Here is a 25,673-nt window from a genome sequence, read left to right as displayed (position 1 = left end):
AAATGAGATTATCAATGAAAGAACAAGAAAAGCTAATGATAGTTGTAGCAGCTGATGTTGCTAGAAGAAGATTAGCTAAAGGAATCAAATTAAACTACCCTGAATCAGTAGCACTTATTACAGATGCAATAATGGAAGGTGCTAGAGAAGGTAAAAGAGTTGAACAATTAATGGATGAATGCAGAAAAATCTTAAAAAGAGATGAAGTTATGGAAGGAATTCCAGAAATGATTCATGCAATTCAAGTTGAATGTACTTTCCCAGATGGTACTAAACTTGTAACTGTTCATGACCCTATTCAATAATAAGGAGGTTTGAATTATGATACCAGGAGAATACAAATTAGCAGAAGAAGCAATACAATACAATGCAGGTAGAGAAGCAATCGAGCTTAAAGTTACTAACACAGGAGATAGACCAGTTCAAGTAGGATCACATTTCCACTTCCCAGAAGTAAACAAAGCTTTACAATTTGATAGAGAAGCAGCTTTTGGTAAGAGATTAGATATACCAGCTGGAACAGCTGTAAGATTCGAGCCAGGTGATGAGAAAATAGTTAAATTAATAGACATCGCTGGAGTAAGAAGAGTATACGGATTAAACAATCAAGTAGATGGATTCCTAGATGAAGGAGGTAGAAAGTAATGAGCTTTGAAATAGATAGAAAACATTATTCAGATTTATTTGGACCTACTGCAGGAGATAGTATAAGACTTGCAGATACAGGTTTATTCTTAAAAATAGAAAAAGACTTAACAGTTTACGGAGACGAATGTAAATTCGGTGGTGGTAAATCTTTAAGAGACGGTATGGGTCAAAACTCAATCGAAACTAGAAAGAACCCTAAAGTAGTTGACTTAATAATCACAGGAGCTACTATAGTAGACTACACTGGAATTTACAAAGCTGATATCGGTATAAAAGACGGAAAAATAGCTGCTATCGGTAAAGGTGGTAACCCACACGGAATGGATAACGTTGACTTTATAGTTGGTGTTAGTACAGAAGCTTTAGCAGGAGAAGGATGCATAGTAACTGCTGGTGGTATTGATACACACGTTCACTTTATCAGCCCAGATTTAGCAGAAGTTGCATTACACGGTGGTATCACAACTGTTATAGGTGGAGGTACTGGTCCTAACGATGGTACTAACGCAACAACTTGTACTCCAGGTGAATGGAACATACATAGAATGTTAGAAGCATTCGAAGGACTTCCAGTAAACGTTGGTATCTTAGGAAAAGGTAGCGGAGCTAACGTAGAAGTTAACGCTGAGCAAATCAGAGCTGGTGCTTGTGGATTAAAAATTCACGAAGACTGGGGTGCTACTAGATCAGCTATAGATTATTCATTAGCTGCTGCTGACGAATATGATGTTCAAGTTGCAATCCATACAGATACATTAAACGAAGGTGGATTCGTTGAAAATACAATAGAAGCTATTAAAGGAAGAGTTATTCATACATTCCATACAGAAGGAGCTGGTGGTGGACACGCACCTGATATCTTAAAAATGGCTTCACACTTAAACGTATTACCAGCATCAACAAACCCAACAAAACCATATACAGTTAATACAATAGCTGAGCACTTAGATATGCTTATGGTTTGTCACCACTTAGATGCTAAAGTTCCAGAAGATATAGCATTCGCTGACTCAAGAATAAGAAAACAAACTATCGCTGCTGAAGATATTCTTCACGACATGGGTGTATTCAGTATCATGAGTTCAGATACAATGGCTATGGGAAGAATCGGAGAAGTTATAGCTAGAACATGGCAAACAGCTGGAAAAATGAAAGAACAAAGAGGAATCATGGAAGGTGACTCAGAGTACAACGATAACAACAGAATCAAGAGATATGTTGCTAAGTACACAATCAACCCAGCTATCGCTCACGGTGTATCAGAATTCATAGGATCAGTTGAAGTTGGTAAAATGGCTGACTTAGTAGTTTGGGATCCAGCATTCTTCGGTGTTAAACCTAAGATAGTAATCAAAGGTGGTATGATTAACCTTTCAGTTATGGGAGAAGCTAACGCTTCAATACCAACTTGTCAACCAGAATTATTAAGAAATATGTACGGTGCTTATGGTAAAGCTATCGGAACAACTTGTGCTACATTCGTATCACAATATGCTTACGACCATGACATAAAAGGACAATTAGGATTAGAGAGAATAGTTCTTCCAGTAAGAGGAATCAGAAACTTAACTAAGAAAGACATGAAACTTAACGATCAAATGCCTGAATTAGAAGTAGATCCACAAACTTACGATGTTACAGTTGATGGAAAACTTATAGACTGTGAACCAGCTGAAGTTTTACCAATGGCTCAAAGATACTTCTTATTCTAATCGATAAGTATTTGGAGGAATATAAATGGTTTTAAATAAGTTATTTGGAAATATAAAAGAATTAAATAGTATAAATCATCACCATGATGAAGTAGAGCATCATCATCACCATGATGATATAAATCAATATCATATTGAAACTGTAGTCCTTGATAAACCAATGGAATGCAACGGTTTAAAGGTTGTTTCTGACCATAATCATGAATATGAAATTTCTATCGAAGGAAAAATATTAAAAGATGGTGATATTATTCTAAAAGATGGGCATAATATAGTTGTAGTAACTATAGCAACTGATGAAGTTTTAGTTATTGAGCCTAAGAGTATGATAGAAATGGGTCAAGTAGCTCATTCACTTGGAAATAGACATTTACCTGCTCAATTTAAGCATGGAAAGATGTTATTACAATGTGATAGTAGAATAGAAGAAATATTGAAAGCAAGCAATATAGAATATTCAAAAGAAAAGGTGAGCTTAGATAAGCCTTTTAGAAATATTGATACTGGACATATACATTAATTAATTCTAAAATGACTTATTTTAAAATCTTGTGGTTTATCTAAAAGAGAGGGGCTCTCCCTCTCAAGATAAACTTACATAAATCAGCAAAATATTTTTTAAATATGGAGGTACTTGTTATGAGACCAGTAGTAATTGGTGTTGGAGGACCTGTTGGAGCAGGTAAAACTCTTTTAATAGAAAGATTAACAAGACAAATGGCAAGTGATTATGAACTTGCAGTAATAACAAATGATATTTATACAAAAGAAGATGCTAAATTCATGGTTAAAAACTCAGTTTTAGATGAAGACAGAATAGTTGGAGTTGAAACTGGTGGATGTCCACACACAGCAATCAGAGAAGATGCTTCAATGAACTTTGCTGCTGTAGAGGAATTAAAACATAAATTTGATAACTTAGATATCATATTTGTAGAAAGTGGTGGAGATAACTTAGCTGCTACATTCAGTCCAGATTTAGTTGATTTCTCAATATACATAATAGACGTTGCTCAAGGTGAAAAAATACCTAGAAAAGCAGGTCAAGGAATGATCAAAAGTGATTTATTCATAATAAACAAAATAGATTTAGCACCATATGTTGGAGCAAACTTAGAAGTTATGAAACAAGATACTTTAACATTTAGAGGACAAAAAGAATTTATATTCACTAACCTTAAAACAGATGAAGGAATAAACTCTGTTATAAAATGGATAAAAGAAAAATGTTTATTAGAGGGAATTTCATAAGATGATTAATGATATGAAAAGTAAAATAGCAGGTGATACTGAGCTTGTTTTAGAGAACTTACCTAATGGAACAGTTGCAACTACAAGTCAATTTGTAGGAGCTTCTAAAATATCTCCAGCTATATATCTAGGAAGAGAAAAAACACCATGTTATTTCTTATTACACCTAGGTGGTGGATATGTTGAAGGTGAAGTTTATAAAAACTCAATCACATTAAAAAAAGATGCTAAAGTAATAATAACTACTCAAGCGCCTACAAAGGTTTATAAATGTGAAAAAAATAAAGAAGCATCATATCAACAAACTACTATAAAAATGGAAGAAAATTCAGTTTTAGAGTATATTTCAGATAGTGTTATTCTTTATAAAAATGCTGTTTATAACCAAGATACAACAATCTATATGGATAAAAACTCAACTTTAATATACACTGATGGAATAACATCAGGATGGTCACCAGATGGAGCTAAATTCCAATATGAGGCCGTTAGAATGAGAAATAAAATATATGTAGATAATAAACTTCTTTTACTTGATAACTTACAATTAAATCCAAGGGAGTATGATGTAACTGAACTAGGATTACTAGAAGGATACGTTAACTTTGGAACAATGGTTGTTGTTGATAGTAGAATAACAGAAGAAGATGTTGAAAAAGCAAGAGAACTTATTAATGCTTTAGAACTAGATGTTAAATTTGGAGTATCTTCTTTAGAATCTAATGGATTTATAATAAGAGTTTTAGGAAATTTAACTCAAGAAATTCAAAAAGCTATAGATGAAGTACATTATCACTTAAGAGAAAAGTTATTTGGACTAGGTCCAATAAATATACGTAAATATTAATAATTGATATTTACATAAGACTAGCTAATTTATAACCATATTTTTTCAATATAGTTATATTAGATAAATAAAAATACAAATGAAAAATATGACTGCAATTAATTTGCTGAGATTCAGATTAGCTATAGAAGATAATATCGATTTATATAAGATCCTTAATCAACTTATCTTATATAAGAGCTACATAAACCGTAGATGATAAAACTTTATGGAAATTATAACTAAATTTTATACACAAAAGATAAATATAACTAATGTGATATTAGTATTTTAGGTAGTCATATTAAAACGAGGAGGTTTTAATATGTTAGGAGAAGCTTTACTATACGTAGGGATTACACTTTTCAGTAACGGTGTCAGCAGATTACAAAAAGTAGATTCAAAATCAGCTGCTGTCATGAACTTATTTAATGGTGGACTTTCACTATTCTTAAACTTTATTACTGCAGGATACGCTTTATATTCAGGTGGCGGAATTTCAAGTTACTATTCATCAGCTACTGGATTACTATTTGGTTTCACATACCTTTATGTAGGTATCAATGGAATATTTGATTTAGATACAAGACCATATGGTTGGTATAGCTTATTCGTTGCTGTTAACTCAATTCCAGCTGGTATATTATGCTGGGACGGTGGTCATGGTTGGAAAATGGCAGTTATCTGGTGGTTATGGGGAGTTCTATGGTTCACTGGATGGGTTGAATGTGTTGCTAAGAAAAACCTTGGCTCATTCGTTGGTTGGTTAGGAGTATTCGAGGGTATCGTAACAGCTTGGATACCAGGATTCTTAATGTTAACAAACCACTGGCACTAAGATAAAGATAATAAGACTGTATATAGAAAAGGCATTAGGCCAATCTATATATGGTCTTTTTTTATAGCTTAAACATGTTAATTTCACATAATAACAGCTTTAATTTGGTATAATAAGATTGTGAATTAAATGAATCATAAGGCTTAATTGCAATAGAAATAGTAGTTTTAAGAGTATGCAATTAAGTTGCGTAGGAGAAATAAAGGAGTAGTAGGATAAGATGGGCTATATAATAAATTTAAGAAAAGAATTAAAAAACTCAAATAGACCCTTAATAATGACTTCTGCAGGGGTTTTAATATTTGATGAGAATAATAAATTAATATTACAAAGAAGAAGTGATAATAAAATGTGGGGAATTCCAGGAGGGTCAATGGAGCCTGGTGAAACCTTTGAAGAAGTAGCTATAAGAGAAGCTCAGGAAGAAATTAATCTTAAGGTGAAGAATTTAAAGCTATTTGATGTTTTTTCAGGGGAGCAATGTCATTATACTTATCCTAATGGAGATGAAATTTACAATGCTTCGGTTATATATATTTGCAATGAATATGAAGGAGAGATAAAAGGGGATTCTATAGAAACTATAGATGTTCAAAGTTTTTCTAAAAATGAATTACCATCAATGGACAAAATAAATCCACCAGATAGAATAGTAATAAGTAAAGCAAAAAAAGAAATTAAGTTTTAATTTCTATTGTAGTAGGAGAAGACTTATTTCCTACTATTTTAGTTGAAATTAAAGGTTTACTTTAGTATAATTATCTTAATACATACAATCATTAAGGAGTTGAAAAATATGATAACTAAAGATATGACAATTGGAGAAATAATAAGCAAAGATAACAGCAAAGCTATAGTATTAATGGAAATGGGTATGGGTTGCGTAGGATGTCCATCATCAGCAGGAGAAACTGTAGAAGAAGCAGCTATGGTACACGGTTTAAATTTAGAAACTTTATTAGAGGCTTTAAATAAATAATTGACTTATGTCTTGGACTTAAAAGGAACTTTATCAGTAGATGATACAGTCCCTTTTAAGTTTTTTTTATGTAAAAAAATTTTAAAAAAATTATCGGAAAACTATTGCTAAATAATAATTATTATTATATAATAAACACATAAGGTTAATAAACAACGAGATTTAAATAAATAAATTGAATAAATGAGATATTTTTAGGAGGATTAAATTATGAAAAAATTTGTTTGTACAGTATGTGGATATGTTTATGAAGGAGAAGCTGCACCAGCTAAATGTCCAGTTTGTGGAGTAGGTGCTGATAAATTCATGGAACAAAGTGGAGAAATGGTATACGCTGATGAGCATAGAGTTGGAGTTGCTAAAGACGTAGATCCAAGAATAATCGAAGGATTACAAGCTAACTTTATGGGAGAATGTACAGAAGTAGGTATGTACTTAGCAATGTCAAGACAAGCTGATAGAGAAGGATATCCAGAAGTAGCAGAAGCTTATAAAAGAATAGCTTTCGAAGAAGCAGAACATGCAGCTAAATTTGCTGAAATGTTAGGAGAAGTTGTAGAAGCTGATACAAAAGCTAACTTACAAGCTAGAGTAAATGCTGAACACGGTGCTTGCCAAGGTAAAAAAGATTTAGCTACATTAGCTAAAGAATTAAACTTAGATGCAATACATGACACAGTTCATGAAATGTGTAAAGACGAAGCTAGACACGGAAAAGCTTTCGCAGGATTATTAAACAGATACTTCCAATAATATAAAAGCCCCTTGGGGCTTTTTTTGTTTTAAAAAGAAAAAAATAGGCGTAAGAAAATTTTAAAGATTATTTTTTATATCATAACTTTTAACTTTTTCCTAATAAATAGTATGTTTTCGTATTATAATATTTATTGTGAATAATTAACTAAAGAGGAGATTGTTATGGATAAGATAAAAAATGATTTTTATAAAAAAAATTATGAAATTATGTTTTGTGATATAGACGAAGACTATAAATGTAGGGTAACTTCTATAATGAACTTTTTTACTGATGTTTCTTTAGGACATGGAGAAGCTGGAGGATTAAATTTTTTAGAAGAAACTGCTAATGGAATAGCTCAAGTTTACTTAGACTGTTCTGTTAAAATTAATAGATATCCAATGTATAGAGAAAAGTTAGAAATTACTACTTGGGTAGAAAGTATGCAGAAATTTTATGCTACTAGAATTTATGTAGTAAAAGACAGTAAGGGAGAAGTAGTTATAGAAGGTAAAGCTTTAGCTGTAACTATAGATATGAATAAGAGAAGATTATGCAAAATACCTGATAGATATTATGAAATTTATTGTGTAGAGAAAAAAGCTTTTGAGAAACCTAAGAGAGTAATTATTGATCAAATTAGCCCTATAGAAGCTGAGAAGATATTTAAAATAAGAAATACCGATACAGATAGTAATAAACATGTTAATAATGTTAGGTACATAGAATGGGCTTTAAATACCCTTGATAATGAAGTGTTAGAAGGTTATGAAATAGAAGAAATAAAAATAAAATTTGAAAAAGAAATGCAAAAGGAATTTGATGTAAAGATAAATGCAGCATTAACTGAAATAGAAAATGGATATAGATCTGTTTATAATTTCTATAATCATTTAGAGGAAGAAGTTAATGTTATGGAATTTAAATGGAGAAAAAGAAAATAAAAATTAGAATAAAAAAGACTATAAAGAAACTTTATTTTAATAAACTTCTTATAGTCTTTTTAATTTATTTTACTTTTGAGAACAGCTTAGAGCAGCAACATAACCAGAGCTCCAAGCCCATTGAAGGTTAAATCCACCACAATCTCCATCTACATCTAAAACTTCTCCACAGAAGTATAGGTTTTCTTGTATTTTTGATTCTAATGTTTCTGAATTTATGTCTGTAGTATCTATACCACCAACTGTAACTTGAGCAGCACCAAAACCATTTCCATCAATACATTTGAATTCCCAGTGTTTGAATAGTTTAAATAACTGAGCTTTTTCTTTCCAAGTTAAATCATAACAAGGTTTTTGAAGATCCTTTATGCCAGCTTCTTTTAAGATTATAGGAATAAGTTTTTTATTGATTACTCCTACTAAGGAATCAATAACTTTTCTGTGTCCTAATATGGCAAAGTGACCTTCAAGGAAATTTTCAATTTCTTCTTGTGTTTTACCTGGTGATAGGTCTACCACTACTTTAACATCGTGTCCTGCTACAGCTCTTCTAGCTGCTTCTCTAGAAATTTGAAGTATAGGGGGACCAGATATTCCATAGTTAGTAAATAGTATTTCTCCAAACTCTTTTCTTAAAGATCCCCCGTCACTAACAACTTCAGCAAAGCCATCAAATTTTATTCCTGATAAGGCTTTTAGTGAAGGATGTTCTAATTTTAGCTGTACAATAGCTGGACTTTGTTTAATTAATTTATGTCCAAGTTTTTCAGCTAAATGGTATCCTGAGCCATCTGAACCAGTTGGAACAGCTGATCTACCTCCAGTAGCTATTATTAATTTAGAACAGCTTATAGGCTCCATATCTTGATTTTTAGTATATAAAAGATATTTTCCTTTTTTCTTTTCGATTTTAGATACTTTAAAAGAATTATATAAAGGTACACCTCTATCTTCTAAGGCAAATCTAAAAATATCCACAACTGAAGATGCTTGAAGAGATTGTGGATAATTTCTTCCTTTAGTAAGCTCTATTATAGGTAATCCAAGGTTTAAAAAGAAAGCTTTTGTATCTTCTACAGAAAACTTATTAAGTGTCTTGCAGTAAAAACCATCATTAGTGCTATGATAGTTTAAAAAGGGAAATGAAATTAATGAATTAGTTATATTACATCTTCCATTTCCTGTAGTTAATATTTTCTTTCCAATTCTATCATTACCTTCTACTAAAGCAACATCTAAACCAAAATCTTTAGCTGCTGTAGCAGCCATAAGCCCAGAAGCACCTCCACCTAAAACAATTAATTCATGATATATCATAAAAAAAGCACTCCTTTTAATTTTCAAAATAAAATGTGATTAATATAGATTTTATCATAAGAAAGAATAATTGAGAAACTTAAGAAAAATCAATATAAGTTATATTTAGGATATATAAATTGTTATAAAAATTAAGGAGATTTTTGGAGTTAATAGAATTAAGATTTTTTATAATAAAAAAGTTTTTTACAAATAATAAATTTGAGGTGATAGCTATGAAGGCAACAATAAAAAGTGAAAACAGTGAGATTAAAGGACATGAGTATAAAGTTAAAAGAATAAATTATGATAAAGTAGTTATTAACTTAGGAAGAGCAGGAAAACTAAAGGAAATACCTATAAATGAAGTAGAATTAAGTGGAGAAAATAAAGTAGAAGATATAATATTAGAAAACAAAGATTTATTAAAAATAAAAATACTTAGAGGAATGCCACAGAAGTTTTACGAGCTATTAACAGAAGAAATAGAAAAAATTACAAAAGAAGATTTGAAGTCAATAAATATATTAATTGATGAAAATAGAATAGTGGGAAGAAGAAATATGTGGGAAAAAGAATGTTATTTGATGATTAATAATAAGTATCCTATACATCTTACAGTTAATGGTAAAAAATTTAAAAATAAAGATTTTTATTTTAATATTCAAGAAGTAGAAAAAGAAAAATTTTTAGAATTATCTAATTTTGAGATGGAAAAAATAAAAAATAAAATGAAATTATATGGAGAAAATTTAAAAGAAGTTAGAAAAATTAAATATAATATTTTGAAAATGGATAAAATAAATATATAAAATTATCTTTAAATAATGAGTAAATATCACGGTTTTTATAAAAGCTGTCAAAAAAAATAAAAAAAATACAAAAAAACTGTTGACACTTTTAAAGAATTTCTGTATTATAGTCTATGTTAAGTCGTGAACGACGGAACAAATAAAAAAAGAAAAGTTTAAACCATTGAATATGTGGAAGTAAGCTATGAGGCCCCTTGGTCAAGCGGTTAAGACACCACCCTTTCACGGTGGTAACAGGGGTTCGATTCCCCTAGGGGTCACCAACAAGGTCGCATAGCTCAGCTGGGAGAGCACCTGCCTTACAAGCAGGGGGTCACAGGTTCGATCCCTGTTGCGACCACCACATATTGGCTCAGTAGCTCAGCTTGGTTAGAGTGCCGGCCTGTCACGCCGGAGGTCGAGGGTTCGAGCCCCTTCTGAGTCGCCATTTATGGCCCCTTGGTCAAGCGGTTAAGACACCACCCTTTCACGGTGGTAACAGGGGTTCGATTCCCCTAGGGGTCACCATTTAAACTTTTCAATGAGGTCGCATAGCTCAGCTGGGAGAGCACCTGCCTTACAAGCAGGGGGTCACAGGTTCGATCCCTGTTGCGACCACCAAATATTCGGCTCAGTAGCTCAGCTTGGTTAGAGTGCCGGCCTGTCACGCCGGAGGTCGAGGGTTCGAGCCCCTTCTGAGTCGCCATATTATGCTGACATGGCTCAATTGGCAGAGCAGCTGACTTGTAATCAGCAGGTTATCGGTTCGATTCCGATTGTCAGCTCCATTTTAAATTTAATATTTAAAAACCAGTAAGGCCCCTTGGTCAAGCGGTTAAGACACCACCCTTTCACGGTGGTAACAGGGGTTCGATTCCCCTAGGGGTCACCAAATTAGGTCGCATAGCTCAGCTGGGAGAGCACCTGCCTTACAAGCAGGGGGTCACAGGTTCGATCCCTGTTGCGACCACCATATTTGGCTCAGTAGCTCAGCTTGGTTAGAGTGCCGGCCTGTCACGCCGGAGGTCGAGGGTTCGAGCCCCTTCTGAGTCGCCAAAGTCTTCAATATTTGAAGACTTTTTTTATGTTTAAAATAAAAAACTTAGAAAAATCTATCATTGATATAACTATCTAAAATTAAGAATAAAAAAGAACACAAATTAATGTGTTCTTTTTTTTCTTTTTGATTCAACTCTAATATCATCACCAAAAAATTTTATAGGTGTAAAGTTACCTAGTAATCTAGAACTAATACGTTCATCATAATTTTCTTTAATTCTATTCAATGAAAAATTAGTTGAAATAAGCATTTTTTTATTGTTTAATAATTTTTTATTTAAAAACGTGAAAAACTCTGTAACATTATAATCAGATATTAATTCAGTTCCTAAATCATCTATTATAAGTAAGTCACAATCGTATAAAAGAGCCTCTAAATCTTTTAAAGTAGAACTTTTATCTTTACTAAAACGTAATTCATTAAGTGTTTTTAGTAGCTCATCAGCAGTTCTATAAACAACTAAAAAACCATTATCCATTAAGTATTTAGCTATACAATGGGAGAAAAATGATTTTCCAGTTCCAGAATTACCAAAAAATAATAGATTCATATTATTGTTATGAAAGTTATTAAGATAGGAGTTTTGAATTCTATCGTAATTTCTTTGCATATTTTCATAAGGGGACATAGGTTCCCCCTCTATAGCTACTTTTCTAAACTTATCAAGATCAAAATTATTAAAATTATTTGATTGTAATAGTTTTTCTATATTAGATTTTTTATAATATATGTTAATAAGATTTTTATTATAACAAGTACATTTGTTTATGCCTACATAGCCAGTGTCTTTACACTTATCACACTTATAATTAAGATTTAAATAGAACATGTTATAACCATTAGCAACTAAAGTCTCATACTTTTGTTCTCTAAGGCTTTCTATTCTATCCTTAATTTTTAATATTTCTTTATCCTTATCAGGAGAATTTTTCATTACTGTTAATGATAATTTTACTGATAGTCTACCTATTTCATTATCCATCTTAATTATTTCAGGGTGATTCTCTTCAATTTCTTTTTTTCTTTTGTGTAAGTTATCTTTTTCAGTTTTACGAATATTTTCGTAATAATCCATTAACTCACTTTTATAGCTTTTAATCATTAATCATCCCACCCCAACAATTCATCTTCTATTGCATCATAATCAATATCTCTTTGATCGTAGTTAGAAAATCTAAGAGTTTTAACTGCTTTAGTAGATTGCTGTTTGAAATTATTTTGCTTATTAAAATTACTTTGTTTTTGAATGTCTTTAGATTGAATATCTTCTAGAGATTTATATCCAGCTTCATTCCATTTTCTTAAGATACCATCTATATACTTAAAATCGGCTCTGTTTAAACGTTCTGAACAGATTTTACAAGCTCTTAATATGATTTCTGTAGAAAAATTATAGTCAAGAAGCCATTTCTCAATCATATCTTGTTGTGGTTTCATTATATCTGTATTTTTTATTCCTAAGTAATTAAGAACCTCTCTTATTTTTACCCACTTATCTTCGGTATTAGCTATTTGTCTATTTGCTTCTTCAATAGTTTTAATTCCTGAATCATGCCAAGCAAGGGCAACTTTTTCTATGTAGCTAGCACTTTTTTTATTTTTAGATACACAATATTCTATAAGGAAAAGAATTAATTCAAGAGAGAATCCAAGTTCTGTTTCCCAAGATAGATAAGTAATCATTTCCTTTGAAGATAAAGTCCTTCCAAGTAAAATTTCAATTTCTTTTAGCATTTCTTTTGTATTTTTATTATCTAAAGCACTTAATAAATCTAATTTTTCGCCTTTTGGGTCATAGTTTTCAGCTAAATTAACAAATTCTATATTGAAGTTGTTCATTTTATCAATAGGAATTAATTTTATGACACCCTCATCGTTCCAATATTTTAATGCATTATTTATTTCAGATTCTAGTAAATTAAGTTTAGCAGCAAGAATTGATGAACTTATTCCAGGTTCACCACTAATACTACATTTAAGTAAAAGTATATATACCTTTACAAATTCACCTCTAGCCTTGGTCATATATTTTTCTATAAATATGTTACTAATAGGCGTAAAATCAAGGCCTGAGTTTTTTAACAAAAAAGCACTCATAATATTTGCTACCTTTCTTAAAATTATATAAGTTTAAAAACCGTCTTTAACCATTATATCAAAGAGATTTTTAACACTCAACAAACATTATTATGTGAAATAAGGAAAAATTTATCAATTTAATTTAAAGAAATATAGGGTTGTTATTTGGTCAACCCTATATTGATTTTATTATTTTAAAAATTCTTCTAGGTTCAAGGTTCCTTTTCCGATATGATTAAAATCTAGACCATCAATTTCTTGGGAACATAGTTCGATTTTAGATTTTACATCATTGAAATTGTACTCTGGATACTTTTCTAATAATAAAGCACAAAGTCCGCAAAGATAAGTAGAGGAAACCGAAGTTCCTGATAATGTTTTATAATTATCTTTTAATTTATGTGGATAGAGCTTAATAGAATTTCTTTCTGATATATAATTAGGGTCAGTATTGGCACAAATAATATTACTACAACAAAAAGAAACTAAAGGAGCAATTTTTTTTGAACCACAGGATGAAAAGCTATAAGCGCTAGGAGAGTTAGACATATTTTCTAAGCCTCCAACTAGAATACTATTATTATTTAGAGCTAACCCTGAAATGCTATTATAGGAATTGCTATTGCTACCAACAGGCATTATAGGGATTGAACCCAAAGAAATTAACATGGATAAAAGTTCATTAAAATAATCTATATGTTTCAAATTGGTAGAGAAATTTTCAAATGGAAGTAAAAGTAATTTTATTATAGTTCCATTTTGAATTTGAGTAATTATAGAATCAAGGGTATAGAAAATATCAGATAAATATGCCCGACCTAGCTTATTGAACACCTTATAAATTATAAGATTAGCATTTTCAGCAATTCCTTTATAAAGAAATCGTGAGCTTATTCCACTGCCACAAAGAAGAGACGCTAAGGCTGTGCCATGACCATTATCATCATAGGGATACTTATATTCATTTACTAAGTCATGAAATTCTGCAATTTTATTTTGAGGAGATATTAAATCGGGATGAGGAAATGCTCCACTATCTAATAGTGCTATAGAAATTCCTTTACCTGTTAATGAAGAATATTGTCTGAAGCTTGCTTTGTTTGCTGTAGTTAAACTTAAGCCGCACAAAAAGCAATATTCATCAAGAGAAATAAATTTAATATCTGGATATTCTATTAATCTTTTAATTGCAAAAGGACTAAGTTCTGCAGAGACTAATCCGATAGAATTTATATTATTTATTAAGACTCCTTTAAGCCTTTTTATAATATCATCAATAAGTATATTTTTATTTTTTAATTCAATAATTACTCTATAGGATGTAAGGAGATCTTTTTTTAATAGTAAATTAAGGTCTCTAGAAAGTTTTTTTTCACTGAAAAACATGGTTTAAAACTCCTATAGTACTTTCTATATATTATATGAATTGAGTTTTTTTTGTGATATAAAATGAAAGTTAATAAGGGATGAGTTTTTAGATAAGTTTCAAAATATGGATTTAATTAAGTTAAATAAAATTTTTGAAGTAGCTCCATTTTTAAGATAGAGCTACTTCAAAAATATCCTTATTAAAAAATGTTTCTTTAATAACATCTAAAGATAGTCCTAGACTAAAACCTAAGGCAAAGAAATCCTCTAGTAACGTGGAGTAATGATCTTCAGATGGTGAGGTACGTAGGTCATTGATATCTACAAATAAGTTTAAAAATTGGTCGCTTAAACAAAGAGAGCTTTTTTCTATAGCTATTTCATCAATATCAGTATAGCTTCTATCTAAACCAATAGTGAAAATGTGATTTAAACAATTAATATACTTCTTTAAAATAATATCTTTTGATGGTGACGATTTTACATCATCCCAGTAAACAAAGCATTTAGTTTCATTGGCTAATTCACTTATGTTAACCTGAAGAGCAAGATGCATTCTAGCAGTTACTTTATAATCATCTAAATTTTGATCTATTAAGATCCTTTCATTTAATTGTTTTTGATAAGTAAAAAAGTAGTCCAACTTCATTTAGTAGATCCCCCTATCTAAATTTTAAGAATAAGTTCTTTAACTATTTTAAACAATATTAAGCAAAATTTAAAGTGGAGAAAACGACTACAAAAAAATAAATACCAAATATTAAGAAAAATATAATAAAAAGGTCTATCAAAAATTAATAATGTTTGATAGACCAAATTTTAATAATTACGCAAAATATAACTTTTAATAATTGTTTCTTTTTTATTTGAGATTTTCCAGAGCTCTACTCTATCTATTTTTAAAGTTTCAAATTGATGAGTTCCTCTGAAAATTATATTATTATTGAAATCTTTCTTGAAATCCCTAAACATAAAAGAATTATTTATTGAAATAGAAAGTTGATTATGTTCATCTTTAACATTAAAACCATGTAGTTTTAACATATCGCTTAATGATCTAGATATTTTTTTTATATAACCTTTATTTTCAATTTTTAAATTAAGGTTTTTAGGTGAATTTTCGTAACAAAATATATCACCTGTTAGTTCAACTTTAAACTTTTTATAAGGTTTAAACATTTTAATTAAAACTTCATCTAGCTTTTCTATATTGGGACTATCAAAAGTTTTTAAAACAATATGTGAATAAACCTGTTGCCTAGGTAATCTATATTTTCTTGATAAATCACGTTTTATAGGAGCAATTTGTTCATTTGAATTGTTATCAAATAATGCTACTAAGTAATATTTCATTTTTAAACCTCACTTAAATCAAACTTTAAATACCATTTATTATTAAATTATAACATATTAACAATCTATAAAACAAATTAAAGATGTTAAAGAAAATATAAAAAAAATTTTTGTTTCTATTTTTTAATTTAACAAAAATTGTTCCATATACCTATTAAAAAATTGCTTTTAATATTGACCTATTATTGTTATAATGGTATACATGGGTGGTTATGAAAAAATATTGTAATCACTATAAATATACTTTAAAATAAAAAGGATATTTATAAAAAAACGACATTTAAGAATAAAAAAGAAATAATTGGAAAATGATATATATAGGAACTATTTTATAAAATTTATAGATAGTAAGGGTGAAATGGATGGAAAGATTAATCGTTAGAGGAGGCAATGCTCTTAATGGGCTTGTAGAAATAAATGGAGCAAAAAATGCAGCTGTAGCAATCCTACCAGCTGCTATCTTAGCGAGCAAAGGAAAATGTGTAATAGACAATGTACCAGATATAGAAGATATACATTGTCATGAGAGAATCTTAGGAAGTTTAGGAGTTAAGGTATCAAAGTTAGGTGCTAATACACTAGAAATAGATTCAGAAAACTTAAATAATACAGATGCATGTACAGAAGACGTAAGAAGAATGAGAGCATCTTACTATTTCATAGGTTCACTTTTAGCTAGATTTAAAAAAGCAAGAGTAGAATTACCTGGAGGATGCCCTATTGGAGAGAGACCAATAGACCAACATATAAAAGGATTTGAAGCATTAGGAGCTAATGTTGAAATCACAAATGGTGCTGTTGTAGTTGAAGCTGAAAAATTAGTAGGAGCTAATATTTTCTTTGATGTAGTAAGTGTAGGAGCAACTATCAACGTTATGATAGCTGCTACATTAGCAGAAGGAACTACTATATTAGAAAATGTTGCTAGAGAGCCACATGTAGTTGACGTAGCTAATTTCTTAAATACAATGGGTGCTAACATTAAAGGAGCAGGTACAGATGTAATAAGAATACAAGGTGTTAAAGAACTTGTAGGATGTAATTATAGCGTTGTTCCAGATCAAATAGAAGCAGGAACATTTATGATAGCTGCTGCAGCAACAAGAGGAGATGTAACATTAACAAATGTTATTCCTAAGCATTTAGAATCAATAAGTGCTAAACTTTTAGAAATGGGAGTTAAAATAGAAGAAGGTGACGATACTGTTAGAGTATATGTTGATGGACCTTTAAATGGTGTCAATATAAAAACTGCACCATACCCTGGATTCCCAACAGATGTTCAACAACCAATGTCAGCACTTTTAACTACTGTACCAGGAAAAAGTACTATAGTTGAAAGCATTTGGGAAACAAGACAAAAGCACGCTATTGAGTTAATAAAAATGGGTGCAAATATAGAAGTTGAAGGAACAATAGCACACATAACAGGTGTTGAAAAATTAAAAGGAGCTTCTGTAGTAGCTACTGACTTAAGAGCTGGAGCAGCAATGGTTATAGCTGGTTTAGTGGCTGAAGGCGAAACAGAAATAAGAGATATAGAACACATAGATAGAGGATATCCTCATATTGAAGATAAATTCAATAAATTAGGTGCTCAAATAGAAAGAAGACATTAATTAGTATATTGGGGTTGAGAAGGCATGATTTTTTGTTCATTATACAGTGGGAGTAGTGGAAACAGCATACTAGTTGGATCAGAAAATAATAGAGTCCTAATTGATGCTGGACTGTCAGGAAAAAAGATAATAGAAGCCTTAGATGTAATAGGAGAAAATCCAAAGTTAATAAAAGGTATATTCATTACACATGAACATATAGACCATATTAAAGGTGCTGGAATAATTTCAAGGAAATTTGATATTCCTATTTATGCAAATGAGCTAACTTGGGAGGCAATGGAAAAGAGCCTAGGAAAGATAAGCGAAAAAAATATAAAGGTTATAGGAAAAAGATCATTAGTTACAATTGATGATTTAGAAATACAAGCATTTAATACTCCACATGATTCAATATCATCTATGGGGTATACAGTAAGAACGGAAGGAAAGAGTGCAAGTATAGTAACCGATATAGGAACATTTACTGAGGAAATAAGACAAAATGTTGTAGATTCAGAAATAATTTTATTAGAGGCAAATCATGATGTGGAAATGTTAAAGTTTGGACCTTACCCTTATGATTTAAAAAGAAGGGTATTAAGCGAAAGAGGTCATTTATGTAATGAAGATTGTGGTAATGCCATAGTAGAACTAATGAAGGACAATAGTTTTAAAAATATAATTTTAGGGCATTTAAGCAACACTAATAATGTTCCAGAATTAGCACATAAGTCAGTAAGCAATATATTAGATGCTAAAGGGATAGTTTTGGATAAAGATTTAAAACTTACTGTAGCACAGCGTAATAATCCAAGTAACTTTATTAGAATTTAAAATGGACTTAATGTATTTATCATCTAGGAGGGAAATACATATATGGAATCAAGTGAAATAGTTTTTTCTTGCTTAGAACATGTAGACATAGCTATGGAAGAAATAATAAATGAATATGAAAAGTCACCTGACCTTGTAGAGAATAACACTGAAAAATGTAGTTATTGTGATAAAACTTCAAAATATGAAGTTAAATAATTAAGTAAAATATTGAAAATATAGAATTATATTATTATAATCAAATTAAGATTTTTTTGAGAGAGGAAGATAAAAGATGAGTTTATATAAGCAATGGACAGATATGGTAGTTGATTATGTTAGAACTAAAGGTGAAGATGCGTTTTGGAACGAGTATAGTGATATAGAAACAAGAATATACACAGATTTACTAGCTTCAAAAGAAGTTAAGAAAACTACAATAGAAGAATTAGCAAAAGAGTATAATGCAAGTGTAGAATTTATTATGGGATTTGTTGATGGAATCAATGATAGTTTAAAATCAGAATATGATTTAGAAAAAGTAGAAGCTAATACTGAATTAGCTTTAGATATTGATTTTGAAAAATTATACTTCAATATGTTAGATGCTAAAGCAGATTATTTATATAATTTACCTCAATGGGATGGAATATTCTCAGCAGAGAAGAGAGCTGAAATTGAAGTAGCATATAAAAAATCAAAAACTATCGTTAAAGAACCTAAAGTAGGTAGAAATGACGCATGTCCATGCGGAAGCGGTAAAAAATACAAAAAGTGTTGTGGAAAATAATCTATAAATATTAATATAAAAGAGATGTATGAGTTTCATACATCTCTTTTTAATTTAACTTATTCTAAATATATTAGAGGCCATGTTTTAAATAAGTTTATAGAACAAGTTTTTAGTGAATGTGACCAGTATCAATACTTCTAAAAGGTTTATCTAAACTCACCTTTTCTTTTGAATATTCTATATTGCTTGATTTCAGTATTTCTTCTATTCTGCTATCACATTGTAATAACATCTTTCCGTGCTTAAATTGAGCAGGTAAATGCCTATTACCAAGTGAATGAGCTATTTCACCCATCTCTAACATACTCTTAGGTTCAATGACTAAAACCTCATCAGTAGCTATGGATACCACTACTAAGTTATGCCCATCCTTTAATATTATATCTCCATCTTTTAATTCTCTATTAGGAATAGATATTTCATATTCATGGTTATGATCAGAAGTAACCTTTAAATTATTGCATTCCATTGGTTTATCAAGGACTACAGTTTCAATATGATAATGATTTATATCACCATGATTATGATGATCTCTATGGTCATGGTGATGATTTATGTTACCTAATTCTTTTATATTTCCAAAAAACTTATTTAAAATCATTTTAAACCTCCAAATTTAATTAGAATAAATAGTATCTTTGAGCCATTGGTAGAACATCAGCAGGATCACAAGTAATAAGCTTACCATTAACTGTAACATCATAAGTTTGTGGATCTACTTCTAATTCAGGCATTTGATCATTAAATTTCATATCTTTCTTAGTTAAGTTTCTGATGCCTCTTACAGGAAGAACTATTCTCTCTAATCCTAATTGTCCTTTTATGTCATGGTCGTAAGCATATTGTGATACAAATGAAATACAAGTTGATCCAATAGCTTTACCATAAGCACCAAACATATTTCTTAATAATTCTGGTTGACAAGTTGGTATTGAAGCATTAGCTTCTCCCATAACTGAAAGGTTAATCATACCACCTTTGATTACTATCTTAGGTTTAACGCCAAAGAATGCTGGATCCCAAAGTACTAAGTCAGCAATTTTACCAACTTCAACTGATCCGATATATTCTGATACACCATGAGCGATAGCTGGGTTGATTGTGTACTTAGAAACATATCTCTTGATTCTGTTGTTATCGTTGTATTCTGAGTCACCTTCCATGATTCCTCTTTGTTCTTTCATTTTACAAGCTGTTTGCCATGTTCTAGCTATAACTTCTCCGATTCTTCCCATAGCCATTGTATCTGAACTCATGATACTGAATATACCCATGTCATGAAGAATATCTTCAGCAGCGATAGTTTGTTTTCTTATTCTTGAGTCAGCGAATGCTATATCTTCTGGAACCTTTGAGTCTAAGTGGTGACAAACCATAAGCATATCTAAGTGCTCAGCTATTGTGTTAACTGTGTATGGTTTTGTTGGGTTTGTTGATGCTGGTAATACGTTTAAGTGTGAAGCCATTTTTAAGATATCAGGTGCGTGACCACCACCAGCTCCTTCAGTATGGAATGTATGAATAACTCTTCCTTTAATAGCATCAATTGTATCTTCAACGAATCCACCTTCGTTTAATGTATCTGTATGGATTGCAACTTGAACATCATATTCGTCAGCAGCAGCTAATGAATAATTTATAGCTGATCTAGTAGCACCCCAGTCTTCATGAACTTTTAATCCACAAGCACCAGCTCTGATTTGCTCAGCGTTAACTTCTACACTAGCTCCACTACCTTTTCCTAATATACCAACGTTTATTGGAAGACATTCAAAGGATTCTAACATTCTATGTATGTTCCATTCACCTGGAGTACAAGTTGTTGCATTAGTACCATCGTTAGGACCAGTACCTCCACCTATAACAGTTGTAATACCTCCATGTAGAGCTGTTTCAACTAAGTCTGGGCTGATGTAGTGAACGTGTGTATCAATACCACCAGCAGTTAATATACAACCTTCTCCTGCTAAAGCTTCTGTACTAACACCAACTACAAAATCAATATCATCCATTCCATGTGGGTTACCACCTTTACCGATAGCAGCTATTTTGCCATCTTTTATACCAATATCAGCTTTATAAATTCCAGTGTAGTCTACTATAGTAGCTCCTGTGATTATTAAGTCAACTACTTTAGGGTTCTTTCTAGTTTCGATTGAGTTTTGCCCCATACCATCTCTTAAAGATTTACCACCACCGAATTTACATTCATCGCCGTAAACTGTTAGGTCTTTTTCTATTTTTAAGAATAAACCTGTATCTGCAAGTCTTATACTATCTCCTGCAGTAGGTCCAAATAAATCTGAATAATGTTTTCTATCTATTTCAAAGCTCATTATCTTTTGCCCCCTTCATCTAGGAATCCATCTACTTTATTATTAAGTCCGTAAACTCTTCTTACTCCACCAATGTCTATTAAATGAACTACTTTTTCATCACCTGGTTCGAATCTTACAGCTGTTCCAGCTGGTATGTCTAATCTCTTACCATAAGAAGCATCTCTGTCAAAATCTAAAGCTTTATTAACTTCATAAAAGTGAAAATGAGATCCAACTTGAACTGGTCTATCGCCTGTATTTTTTACTTTTAAATCTGTGGCTTCTCTGCCTGCATTGTATTGTATTGCTTTTTGTGATAATTTGTATTCTCCTGGTATCATAACTTAAGCCTCCTTAATTAGTGAATAGGATCATGAACAGTTACAAGTTTAGTACCATCTGGGAAAGTACATTCAACTTGAATTGCATGAATCATTTCTGGAATTCCTTCCATAACTTCATCTCTTTTTAAGATTTTTCTGCATTCATCCATTAAAGTTTCAACAGTTTTACCCTCTCTAGCACCTTCCATGATTGCATCTGTAATAAGTGCTACTGATTCAGGATAGTTTAATTTGATTCCTTTAGCTAATCTCCTTCTAGCAACATCAGCTGCTACAACTATCATTAGCTTTTCTTGTTCTTTCATTGATAGTCTCATAGTAGTATCTCCTTTGTATAAAAAGTTCTAATAATAATTAAGATATTATTACTTGGGTTTGGTTCATAGGGAGCCAATAAAGTATAAATATTGACATAACCCTAGAGTGATTAGATTGAAATTTACTGTTTATGAATTAAGTTTAATTTATAATAGTATTCACACAATAATATTTGTTTTTTCTATGGAATATATTCATTGTAATGAAAGAAAAATAGATTTTTTATATAAAAAAAGAGGATGTATCAAATTACAGATACATCCTTTCTGCCTTTTATCTAGCTATATAAGTTCACCATTTGTGACCACTCACCTACGTAAAGAAGCTCTAATATTTTTTCTACAACAGTTTCTAAAATTTCCGAACTCACTTTGTTCAAACAGTGAAAATTTTTTCATGAAACTATTGTTCCAAAATAAAGAGCTTCTAATACTAGTTCAATGGTCACAGCATTTTGTACCTATATAGCTATCTCGGCATATAAAAAAATATATTAAATAGTATGAGTGTGTTTATGTTCTTCACAACCACAATGGCAACTTTGTGCATGATTGCTTAAATCATGATGATGGTGAAGTGACTGATGACTATGTTTATGTTCCTCACATCCACAGTGACAGCTTTGAGCATGTTCACTAGAATCGTGGTGATGATGTAAGGTATCATGACTATGTTTATGCTCTTCACAACCACAATGGCAAGTTTGACTATGTTCACTTACTTCATGGTGGTGGTGAGTTTCTGTATGAGTGTGCTTATGTTCATCACATCCACAATGACAAACCTCAGCACTATGTTTATGTTCATCACAACCGCAATTGCAATTTTCATGAGTATGATTCAATTTCTTTGTTTCCATAACTAATACACTCCTTATGTATAAAATTATTTCCTTTGCATGACTATAGGATAAAATAAGTTTTCTATATTATCAATTAGAGTAATTTAATATTTTATCAACTGATAAAATGTTAAATAATAATAAAGATAAGAAAAATAAAGTTTTTTTAATGAAGTAATAGAATAAAGGTATTATTTTTTAATTTAATATAAAAATAGAACTTTTTTTAATAAATTATTTAATAAATATAATTAAAAATAAACTTTTAATTGATAATAATCTATCATTTAGATAAATTAATATTAGATAAAAATTAAATTGAATTATTAAATTTAGAAAAATAATTATTAAAAGAAGATAATATACAATCAATTGAGAAAATATCAATTGATAATAATTTATTGATATTAATTAATGGAGAAATAATTCAGTTGATGTAATATTATTTAAATATTATAATAGTTAAAATAATAGAGGATTAATTTAAGTAGAAACTTAGGAGGAATTTTCGTGGGTGAAAATGAAGGTAAGGAAAAACTAAATAACCAAGAGGAAGTAAGTAATCAAGAAGAAGTAAAGAAAGAAAATGCAGATTTGAGAAAGGCGAGTCCATTAGTAATAAAGATTATAGTAATAGGAGCCTTTTTCTTAATAGCAATACTTGTTACTATGCATTTTTGGGCAAAACCAACTACAGGAACAGATGCACAAAAAAGAGTACAAACTGAAGCAGCAACAATTTATAGTGCAGCTCAGGCAAATGTTAATGCTGGAACTTTAGTAACAAATAATCAAATTGTAACAACTGAAGAATTTCCAGAGTTACCTGTAACCATAGCAGTTAGTGCACTATTCCAAGCTGGGCAAATTCAAAGTCAAAGTGATGCTTCTGTATTAACAGGTGGAGGAGTAGATCCAACAATGTCACAATTACAAACTATAATAAATACTCCAGCTTATAAATTGCAAGTGAATTCTTTAGGGGATTTAACAGCTATACCAGATTCATCAAATTAAAGAACAGTAAAAAAGCTCTATAAATCAAAATTTGTTATAATAAAATTCTAAAAGAGTTTTGTTATAACATTTGATTTTAGGGCTTATATTTTTAGTGAATTATAAGAATTTTATTAATAATAGAGAACAGATGAAATGAGGATAGAATAATGAATATAACAGTAGTTTCTGTAGGAAAATTAAAAGAAAAGTACTTAAAGGATGCCATAAATGAGTATTCAAAAAGATTAACTAGATACTGCAAATTAAACATAATAGAACTTCCAGATGAAAAAACACCAGATAATGCTTCAGAAAAGGAAGAACAATTAATAAAAGAAAAAGAAGGACAGCTAATACTATCAAAAATTAAAGAAAACTCCTATGTAATAGCTATGGATTTAAAGGGAAAAGAAATAACATCAGAAGAATTTTCAAAACACTTAGAGAACTGTGGAGTACTAGGAAATTCAAATATAGTGTTTGTAATAGGCGGAAGTCTTGGACTTTCACAAGAAGTAATAAAAAGAGCAAACTATAAACTTTGCTTCTCAAAAATGACATTTCCACACCAATTATTTAGAGTAATGCTTTTAGAACAAATATATAGAGCTTTTAGAATAAGTAACAATGAACCGTATCATAAGTAAGCCTCCAAATTTTTGATTTGGTCAGGAGAACTTACACCTACGAATGAATGTGAGTAGCGTGTTTCCTGTTTCCTTTAAATAAATAAGGTTTTTAGTCTTAGACATTGATATGATTTGTCTAAGACTATTTTTATAGGTAAAAATACTAGGAAGAAAGTTAAGTAATAGACAAATAGGTATTATCTTCTCATCAATAGGTACTAAGTATGTTTCATAGAATTACCATAATGTAAGTAATATAAAATAAAGTTTACACGATACACCAGAGTTTTATTTAGATATTATAATAAAATGCACAATCATTGAAGGAAGAAAGGCGATTTAAATTATAATGGTTAACTTATTTGAAAATAGAGTTATGGCAATGTTGATGCCAAGTATATGTTTTATTATGAGTATAGTAAGCCTTTCTATCTATTGGGGTGGTGCAATATTGACTCGAAATTTCAATAAGATGGATAAGATAATATTATTTTCAATTTTTTTTAATTAATAATACACAACTCATTTACATAATAATATAAATACGTTAAAATAAGTAAAATAAAAGAAGATGAAATGTAGGAATATATATCCTATAATGATAAAACTTACTGGAGGAAACGAAGCATTAGGTGATTATGGTGTTGGTATAGTAATAGTAATCGATCTTGCATGGCTTTGGTACTAAGAATTTAGACCAGTAGAAAAACTTGTTTAAAGGATTGATAAGGGGAGGTAATATAGAATGCTATACATTAATAATTTTAGTAAGTCTTATGATAGTAAAAATAAAGCAGTTGATAATTTGAATTTGCATGTTAACAAAGGTGAAATTTTTGGTTTTATTGGACATAATGGTGCAGGAAAGAGTACAACCATTAAGTCTATTACAGGAATAATAGATTTTGAAGAAGGAGATATTAGTATTTCTGGAAAATCAATAAAATATAATCCTTATGAATGTAAAAAAAGAATGGCGTATATACCTGATAACCCCAATTTATATGAATATTTAACTGCTATCGATTATTTACACTTTGTAGGAAATGTATATGGAATGGATTTTATAGATTGCAGTAATCAAGTAAAGAAATATGCTGAAGTTTTTGAGATTGAAAAAAACTAAACAGCACAAT

30 protein-coding genes and 10 tRNA genes are annotated in these 25,673 nt (G+C 30.3%); 29 read left to right on the top strand and 11 right to left on the bottom strand.

Features of this window, described 5'->3' with window-relative positions; all coding sequences use genetic code 11:
• Positions 1–2: 2 nt before the first annotated feature.
• The 11 genes from ARA19_RS16260 to ARA19_RS16210 all read left to right on the top strand — a co-directional run bounded on the left by ARA19_RS16260 (position 3) and on the right by ARA19_RS16210 (position 7,934).
• Positions 3–305 carry an urease subunit gamma gene (locus ARA19_RS16260; RefSeq protein ID WP_055071962.1) on the top strand — a complete coding sequence of 101 codons (303 nt, stop codon included), beginning with the start codon at positions 3–5 and terminating at the stop codon, positions 303–305.
• A gap of 16 nt (positions 306–321) precedes the next feature.
• Positions 322–645 carry an urease subunit beta gene (gene ureB, locus ARA19_RS16255; RefSeq protein ID WP_055071961.1) on the top strand — a complete coding sequence of 108 codons (324 nt, stop codon included), beginning with the start codon at positions 322–324 and terminating at the stop codon, positions 643–645.
• Entirely contained in the window at positions 645–2,360 is a 1,716-nt protein-coding gene (ureC, locus tag ARA19_RS16250) for an urease subunit alpha (protein ID WP_055071960.1), read from the top strand. Before ureB ends, ureC (ARA19_RS16250) begins: the two co-directional genes overlap by 1 nt.
• Positions 2,361–2,385: 25 nt before the next feature.
• Positions 2,386–2,880 (top strand): urease accessory protein UreE, encoded by a 495-nt coding sequence (locus ARA19_RS16245; RefSeq protein WP_055071959.1) that lies wholly within the window; start codon positions 2,386–2,388, stop codon positions 2,878–2,880.
• A gap of 119 nt (positions 2,881–2,999) precedes the next feature.
• Positions 3,000–3,611, top strand: a complete 612-nt coding sequence (ureG, locus tag ARA19_RS16240) for an urease accessory protein UreG (RefSeq protein WP_055071958.1) — start codon at positions 3,000–3,002, stop codon at positions 3,609–3,611.
• 13 nt (positions 3,612–3,624) lie between these two features.
• Complete coding sequence (locus ARA19_RS16235; RefSeq protein WP_055072136.1) at positions 3,625–4,458, top strand: urease accessory protein UreD; 834 nt, start codon at positions 3,625–3,627, stop codon at positions 4,456–4,458.
• A 304-nt stretch (positions 4,459–4,762) separates the two neighbouring features.
• Positions 4,763–5,275 (top strand): AmiS/UreI family transporter, encoded by a 513-nt coding sequence (locus ARA19_RS16230; protein WP_055071957.1) that lies wholly within the window; start codon positions 4,763–4,765, stop codon positions 5,273–5,275.
• 220 nt (positions 5,276–5,495) lie between these two features.
• Positions 5,496–5,963 (top strand): NUDIX hydrolase, encoded by a 468-nt coding sequence (locus ARA19_RS16225; protein WP_055071956.1) that lies wholly within the window; start codon positions 5,496–5,498, stop codon positions 5,961–5,963.
• A 108-nt stretch (positions 5,964–6,071) separates the two neighbouring features.
• The gene (locus ARA19_RS16220; RefSeq protein ID WP_055071955.1) at positions 6,072–6,254 is read left to right on the top strand and encodes a DUF1858 domain-containing protein; all 183 of its coding nucleotides are present in this window, start codon (positions 6,072–6,074) and stop codon (positions 6,252–6,254) included.
• A 210-nt stretch (positions 6,255–6,464) separates the two neighbouring features.
• Complete coding sequence (locus tag ARA19_RS16215; protein WP_055071954.1) at positions 6,465–7,007, top strand: ferritin family protein; 543 nt, start codon at positions 6,465–6,467, stop codon at positions 7,005–7,007.
• A 165-nt stretch (positions 7,008–7,172) separates the two neighbouring features.
• Positions 7,173–7,934, top strand: coding sequence for an acyl-[acyl-carrier-protein] thioesterase (locus ARA19_RS16210; RefSeq protein ID WP_055071953.1), 762 nt, complete (start codon positions 7,173–7,175; stop codon positions 7,932–7,934).
• A 69-nt stretch (positions 7,935–8,003) separates the two neighbouring features.
• On the opposite strand, the gene ARA19_RS16205 is transcribed toward ARA19_RS16210, so the two are convergent.
• Complete coding sequence (locus ARA19_RS16205; protein WP_055071952.1) at positions 8,004–9,251, bottom strand: BaiN/RdsA family NAD(P)/FAD-dependent oxidoreductase; 1,248 nt, start codon at positions 9,249–9,251, stop codon at positions 8,004–8,006.
• A 215-nt stretch (positions 9,252–9,466) separates the two neighbouring features.
• On the opposite strand from ARA19_RS16205, the gene ARA19_RS16200 reads away from it, so the two are divergent.
• From ARA19_RS16200 to ARA19_RS16150, 11 genes are all read left to right on the top strand, one after another.
• The gene (locus ARA19_RS16200) at positions 9,467–10,042 is read left to right on the top strand and encodes a hypothetical protein (RefSeq protein WP_147574415.1); all 576 of its coding nucleotides are present in this window, start codon (positions 9,467–9,469) and stop codon (positions 10,040–10,042) included.
• 188 nt (positions 10,043–10,230) lie between these two features.
• Positions 10,231–10,305 (top strand) — tRNA-Glu (locus ARA19_RS16195).
• A gap of 4 nt (positions 10,306–10,309) precedes the next feature.
• Positions 10,310–10,385, top strand: a tRNA-Val gene (locus tag ARA19_RS16190).
• Positions 10,386–10,391: 6 nt separating this feature from the next.
• A tRNA-Asp gene (locus ARA19_RS16185) sits at positions 10,392–10,469 on the top strand.
• Positions 10,470–10,474: 5 nt separating this feature from the next.
• Positions 10,475–10,549: transfer RNA gene (locus tag ARA19_RS16180), tRNA-Glu, on the top strand.
• A gap of 17 nt (positions 10,550–10,566) precedes the next feature.
• Positions 10,567–10,642: transfer RNA gene (locus tag ARA19_RS16175), tRNA-Val, on the top strand.
• A gap of 7 nt (positions 10,643–10,649) precedes the next feature.
• Positions 10,650–10,727: transfer RNA gene (locus ARA19_RS16170), tRNA-Asp, on the top strand.
• A 6-nt stretch (positions 10,728–10,733) separates the two neighbouring features.
• Positions 10,734–10,809: transfer RNA gene (locus ARA19_RS16165), tRNA-Thr, on the top strand.
• Positions 10,810–10,838: 29 nt separating this feature from the next.
• Positions 10,839–10,913, top strand: a tRNA-Glu gene (locus ARA19_RS16160).
• Positions 10,914–10,918: 5 nt separating this feature from the next.
• Positions 10,919–10,994: transfer RNA gene (locus ARA19_RS16155), tRNA-Val, on the top strand.
• Positions 10,995–10,999: 5 nt separating this feature from the next.
• Positions 11,000–11,077: transfer RNA gene (locus ARA19_RS16150), tRNA-Asp, on the top strand.
• A 104-nt stretch (positions 11,078–11,181) separates the two neighbouring features.
• On the opposite strand, the gene ARA19_RS16145 is transcribed toward ARA19_RS16150, so the two are convergent.
• The 5 genes from ARA19_RS16145 to ARA19_RS16125 all read right to left on the bottom strand — a co-directional run bounded on the left by ARA19_RS16145 (position 11,182) and on the right by ARA19_RS16125 (position 15,881).
• Positions 11,182–12,183, bottom strand: coding sequence for an ATP-binding protein (locus tag ARA19_RS16145; protein ID WP_055071950.1), 1,002 nt, complete (start codon positions 12,181–12,183; stop codon positions 11,182–11,184).
• Positions 12,183–13,178, bottom strand: a complete 996-nt coding sequence (locus ARA19_RS16140) for a DnaD domain protein (RefSeq protein WP_055071949.1) — start codon at positions 13,176–13,178, stop codon at positions 12,183–12,185. The genes ARA19_RS16145 and ARA19_RS16140 overlap by 1 nt, the downstream gene beginning before the upstream one ends.
• 171 nt (positions 13,179–13,349) lie before the next feature.
• On the bottom strand, positions 13,350–14,546 hold the full coding sequence (locus ARA19_RS16135; protein WP_055071948.1) for a S8 family serine peptidase: 1,197 nt from the start codon (positions 14,544–14,546) through the stop codon (positions 13,350–13,352).
• Positions 14,547–14,697: 151 nt separating this feature from the next.
• Positions 14,698–15,177: a dUTP diphosphatase gene (locus tag ARA19_RS16130; protein WP_055071947.1), complete on the bottom strand. Its 480-nt coding sequence runs from the start codon at positions 15,175–15,177 to the stop codon at positions 14,698–14,700.
• Positions 15,178–15,347: 170 nt separating this feature from the next.
• Complete coding sequence (locus tag ARA19_RS16125; RefSeq protein WP_055071946.1) at positions 15,348–15,881, bottom strand: hypothetical protein; 534 nt, start codon at positions 15,879–15,881, stop codon at positions 15,348–15,350.
• 362 nt (positions 15,882–16,243) lie between these two features.
• On the opposite strand from ARA19_RS16125, the gene ARA19_RS16120 reads away from it, so the two are divergent.
• From ARA19_RS16120 to ARA19_RS16110, 4 genes are all read left to right on the top strand, one after another.
• Positions 16,244–17,500, top strand: coding sequence for a UDP-N-acetylglucosamine 1-carboxyvinyltransferase (locus ARA19_RS16120; RefSeq protein WP_055071945.1), 1,257 nt, complete (start codon positions 16,244–16,246; stop codon positions 17,498–17,500).
• A gap of 24 nt (positions 17,501–17,524) precedes the next feature.
• Positions 17,525–18,316 carry an MBL fold metallo-hydrolase gene (locus ARA19_RS16115; protein WP_055071944.1) on the top strand — a complete coding sequence of 264 codons (792 nt, stop codon included), beginning with the start codon at positions 17,525–17,527 and terminating at the stop codon, positions 18,314–18,316.
• A 42-nt stretch (positions 18,317–18,358) separates the two neighbouring features.
• Complete coding sequence (locus ARA19_RS17230; protein WP_084764544.1) at positions 18,359–18,514, top strand: CxxH/CxxC protein; 156 nt, start codon at positions 18,359–18,361, stop codon at positions 18,512–18,514.
• 76 nt (positions 18,515–18,590) lie between these two features.
• On the top strand, positions 18,591–19,085 hold the full coding sequence (locus ARA19_RS16110; protein WP_055071943.1) for an SEC-C metal-binding domain-containing protein: 495 nt from the start codon (positions 18,591–18,593) through the stop codon (positions 19,083–19,085).
• A gap of 112 nt (positions 19,086–19,197) precedes the next feature.
• Here ARA19_RS16110 and ARA19_RS16105 read toward each other — a convergent pair whose 3' ends face one another.
• The 5 genes from ARA19_RS16105 to ARA19_RS16080 all read right to left on the bottom strand — a co-directional run bounded on the left by ARA19_RS16105 (position 19,198) and on the right by ARA19_RS16080 (position 22,927).
• A complete protein-coding gene (locus tag ARA19_RS16105; protein WP_084764541.1) occupies positions 19,198–19,689 on the bottom strand; it encodes an urease accessory protein UreE in 492 nt (163 codons plus the stop codon).
• A 19-nt stretch (positions 19,690–19,708) separates the two neighbouring features.
• Positions 19,709–21,424: an urease subunit alpha gene (gene ureC, locus ARA19_RS16100; RefSeq protein ID WP_055071942.1), complete on the bottom strand. Its 1,716-nt coding sequence runs from the start codon at positions 21,422–21,424 to the stop codon at positions 19,709–19,711.
• A complete protein-coding gene (locus ARA19_RS16095; RefSeq protein WP_055071941.1) occupies positions 21,424–21,747 on the bottom strand; it encodes an urease subunit beta in 324 nt (107 codons plus the stop codon). Before ARA19_RS16095 ends, ureC (ARA19_RS16100) begins: the two co-directional genes overlap by 1 nt.
• Positions 21,748–21,764: 17 nt before the next feature.
• A complete protein-coding gene (locus tag ARA19_RS16090; RefSeq protein ID WP_055071940.1) occupies positions 21,765–22,067 on the bottom strand; it encodes an urease subunit gamma in 303 nt (100 codons plus the stop codon).
• A gap of 494 nt (positions 22,068–22,561) precedes the next feature.
• A complete protein-coding gene (locus ARA19_RS16080) occupies positions 22,562–22,927 on the bottom strand; it encodes a hypothetical protein (protein WP_055071938.1) in 366 nt (121 codons plus the stop codon).
• 492 nt (positions 22,928–23,419) lie between these two features.
• On the opposite strand from ARA19_RS16080, the gene ARA19_RS16075 reads away from it, so the two are divergent.
• From ARA19_RS16075 to ARA19_RS18215, 3 genes are all read left to right on the top strand, one after another.
• Positions 23,420–23,926 (top strand): hypothetical protein, encoded by a 507-nt coding sequence (locus ARA19_RS16075; RefSeq protein ID WP_055071937.1) that lies wholly within the window; start codon positions 23,420–23,422, stop codon positions 23,924–23,926.
• Positions 23,927–24,075: 149 nt separating this feature from the next.
• On the top strand, positions 24,076–24,555 hold the full coding sequence (gene rlmH / locus ARA19_RS16070; protein WP_055071936.1) for a 23S rRNA (pseudouridine(1915)-N(3))-methyltransferase RlmH: 480 nt from the start codon (positions 24,076–24,078) through the stop codon (positions 24,553–24,555).
• Positions 24,556–25,282: 727 nt separating this feature from the next.
• Positions 25,283–25,663: an ATP-binding cassette domain-containing protein gene (locus ARA19_RS18215; protein WP_341382729.1), complete on the top strand. Its 381-nt coding sequence runs from the start codon at positions 25,283–25,285 to the stop codon at positions 25,661–25,663.
• Positions 25,664–25,673: the final 10 nt, after the last annotated feature.

The sequence above is a fragment of the Clostridium massiliamazoniense genome (assembly GCF_001403635.1).
Classification (GTDB): Bacteria; Bacillota; Clostridia; order Clostridiales; family Clostridiaceae; genus Sarcina; species Sarcina massiliamazoniense.
Note: the sequence above shows the minus strand (reverse complement) of the source record. Positions and strands in the feature narration are given on the sequence as shown.

What these genes read in the sequence shown, in the direction of transcription:
- ARA19_RS16090 (WP_055071940.1), bottom strand. Translation starts at nt 22,067, where the DNA reads ATGAGACTATCAATGAAAGAACAAGAAAAGCTAATGATAGTTGTAGCA.
- ARA19_RS16200 (WP_147574415.1), top strand. Translation starts at nt 9,467, where the DNA reads ATGAAGGCAACAATAAAAAGTGAAAACAGTGAGATTAAAGGACATGAG.
- ARA19_RS16220 (WP_055071955.1), top strand. Translation starts at nt 6,072, where the DNA reads ATGATAACTAAAGATATGACAATTGGAGAAATAATAAGCAAAGATAAC.
- ARA19_RS16145 (WP_055071950.1), bottom strand. Translation starts at nt 12,183, where the DNA reads ATGATTAAAAGCTATAAAAGTGAGTTAATGGATTATTACGAAAATATT.
- ureC (WP_055071942.1), bottom strand. Translation starts at nt 21,424, where the DNA reads ATGAGCTTTGAAATAGATAGAAAACATTATTCAGATTTATTTGGACCT.
- ARA19_RS16130 (WP_055071947.1), bottom strand. Translation starts at nt 15,177, where the DNA reads ATGAAGTTGGACTACTTTTTTACTTATCAAAAACAATTAAATGAAAGG.
- ARA19_RS16140 (WP_055071949.1), bottom strand. Translation starts at nt 13,178, where the DNA reads ATGAGTGCTTTTTTGTTAAAAAACTCAGGCCTTGATTTTACGCCTATT.
- ARA19_RS16115 (WP_055071944.1), top strand. Translation starts at nt 17,525, where the DNA reads ATGATTTTTTGTTCATTATACAGTGGGAGTAGTGGAAACAGCATACTA.
- ARA19_RS16215 (WP_055071954.1), top strand. Translation starts at nt 6,465, where the DNA reads ATGAAAAAATTTGTTTGTACAGTATGTGGATATGTTTATGAAGGAGAA.
- ARA19_RS16135 (WP_055071948.1), bottom strand. Translation starts at nt 14,546, where the DNA reads ATGTTTTTCAGTGAAAAAAAACTTTCTAGAGACCTTAATTTACTATTA.
- ARA19_RS16210 (WP_055071953.1), top strand. Translation starts at nt 7,173, where the DNA reads ATGGATAAGATAAAAAATGATTTTTATAAAAAAAATTATGAAATTATG.
- ARA19_RS16245 (WP_055071959.1), top strand. Translation starts at nt 2,386, where the DNA reads ATGGTTTTAAATAAGTTATTTGGAAATATAAAAGAATTAAATAGTATA.
- ARA19_RS16120 (WP_055071945.1), top strand. Translation starts at nt 16,244, where the DNA reads ATGGAAAGATTAATCGTTAGAGGAGGCAATGCTCTTAATGGGCTTGTA.
- ARA19_RS18215 (WP_341382729.1), top strand. Translation starts at nt 25,283, where the DNA reads ATGCTATACATTAATAATTTTAGTAAGTCTTATGATAGTAAAAATAAA.
- ARA19_RS17230 (WP_084764544.1), top strand. Translation starts at nt 18,359, where the DNA reads ATGGAATCAAGTGAAATAGTTTTTTCTTGCTTAGAACATGTAGACATA.
- ARA19_RS16205 (WP_055071952.1), bottom strand. Translation starts at nt 9,251, where the DNA reads ATGATATATCATGAATTAATTGTTTTAGGTGGAGGTGCTTCTGGGCTT.
- ureB (WP_055071961.1), top strand. Translation starts at nt 322, where the DNA reads ATGATACCAGGAGAATACAAATTAGCAGAAGAAGCAATACAATACAAT.
- ARA19_RS16230 (WP_055071957.1), top strand. Translation starts at nt 4,763, where the DNA reads ATGTTAGGAGAAGCTTTACTATACGTAGGGATTACACTTTTCAGTAAC.
- ureG (WP_055071958.1), top strand. Translation starts at nt 3,000, where the DNA reads ATGAGACCAGTAGTAATTGGTGTTGGAGGACCTGTTGGAGCAGGTAAA.
- ARA19_RS16110 (WP_055071943.1), top strand. Translation starts at nt 18,591, where the DNA reads ATGAGTTTATATAAGCAATGGACAGATATGGTAGTTGATTATGTTAGA.
- ARA19_RS16095 (WP_055071941.1), bottom strand. Translation starts at nt 21,747, where the DNA reads ATGATACCAGGAGAATACAAATTATCACAAAAAGCAATACAATACAAT.
- ARA19_RS16105 (WP_084764541.1), bottom strand. Translation starts at nt 19,689, where the DNA reads ATGATTTTAAATAAGTTTTTTGGAAATATAAAAGAATTAGGTAACATA.
- ARA19_RS16235 (WP_055072136.1), top strand. Translation starts at nt 3,625, where the DNA reads ATGAAAAGTAAAATAGCAGGTGATACTGAGCTTGTTTTAGAGAACTTA.
- ARA19_RS16260 (WP_055071962.1), top strand. Translation starts at nt 3, where the DNA reads ATGAGATTATCAATGAAAGAACAAGAAAAGCTAATGATAGTTGTAGCA.
- ARA19_RS16225 (WP_055071956.1), top strand. Translation starts at nt 5,496, where the DNA reads ATGGGCTATATAATAAATTTAAGAAAAGAATTAAAAAACTCAAATAGA.
- ureC (WP_055071960.1), top strand. Translation starts at nt 645, where the DNA reads ATGAGCTTTGAAATAGATAGAAAACATTATTCAGATTTATTTGGACCT.
- ARA19_RS16125 (WP_055071946.1), bottom strand. Translation starts at nt 15,881, where the DNA reads ATGAAATATTACTTAGTAGCATTATTTGATAACAATTCAAATGAACAA.
- ARA19_RS16080 (WP_055071938.1), bottom strand. Translation starts at nt 22,927, where the DNA reads ATGGAAACAAAGAAATTGAATCATACTCATGAAAATTGCAATTGCGGT.
- rlmH (WP_055071936.1), top strand. Translation starts at nt 24,076, where the DNA reads ATGAATATAACAGTAGTTTCTGTAGGAAAATTAAAAGAAAAGTACTTA.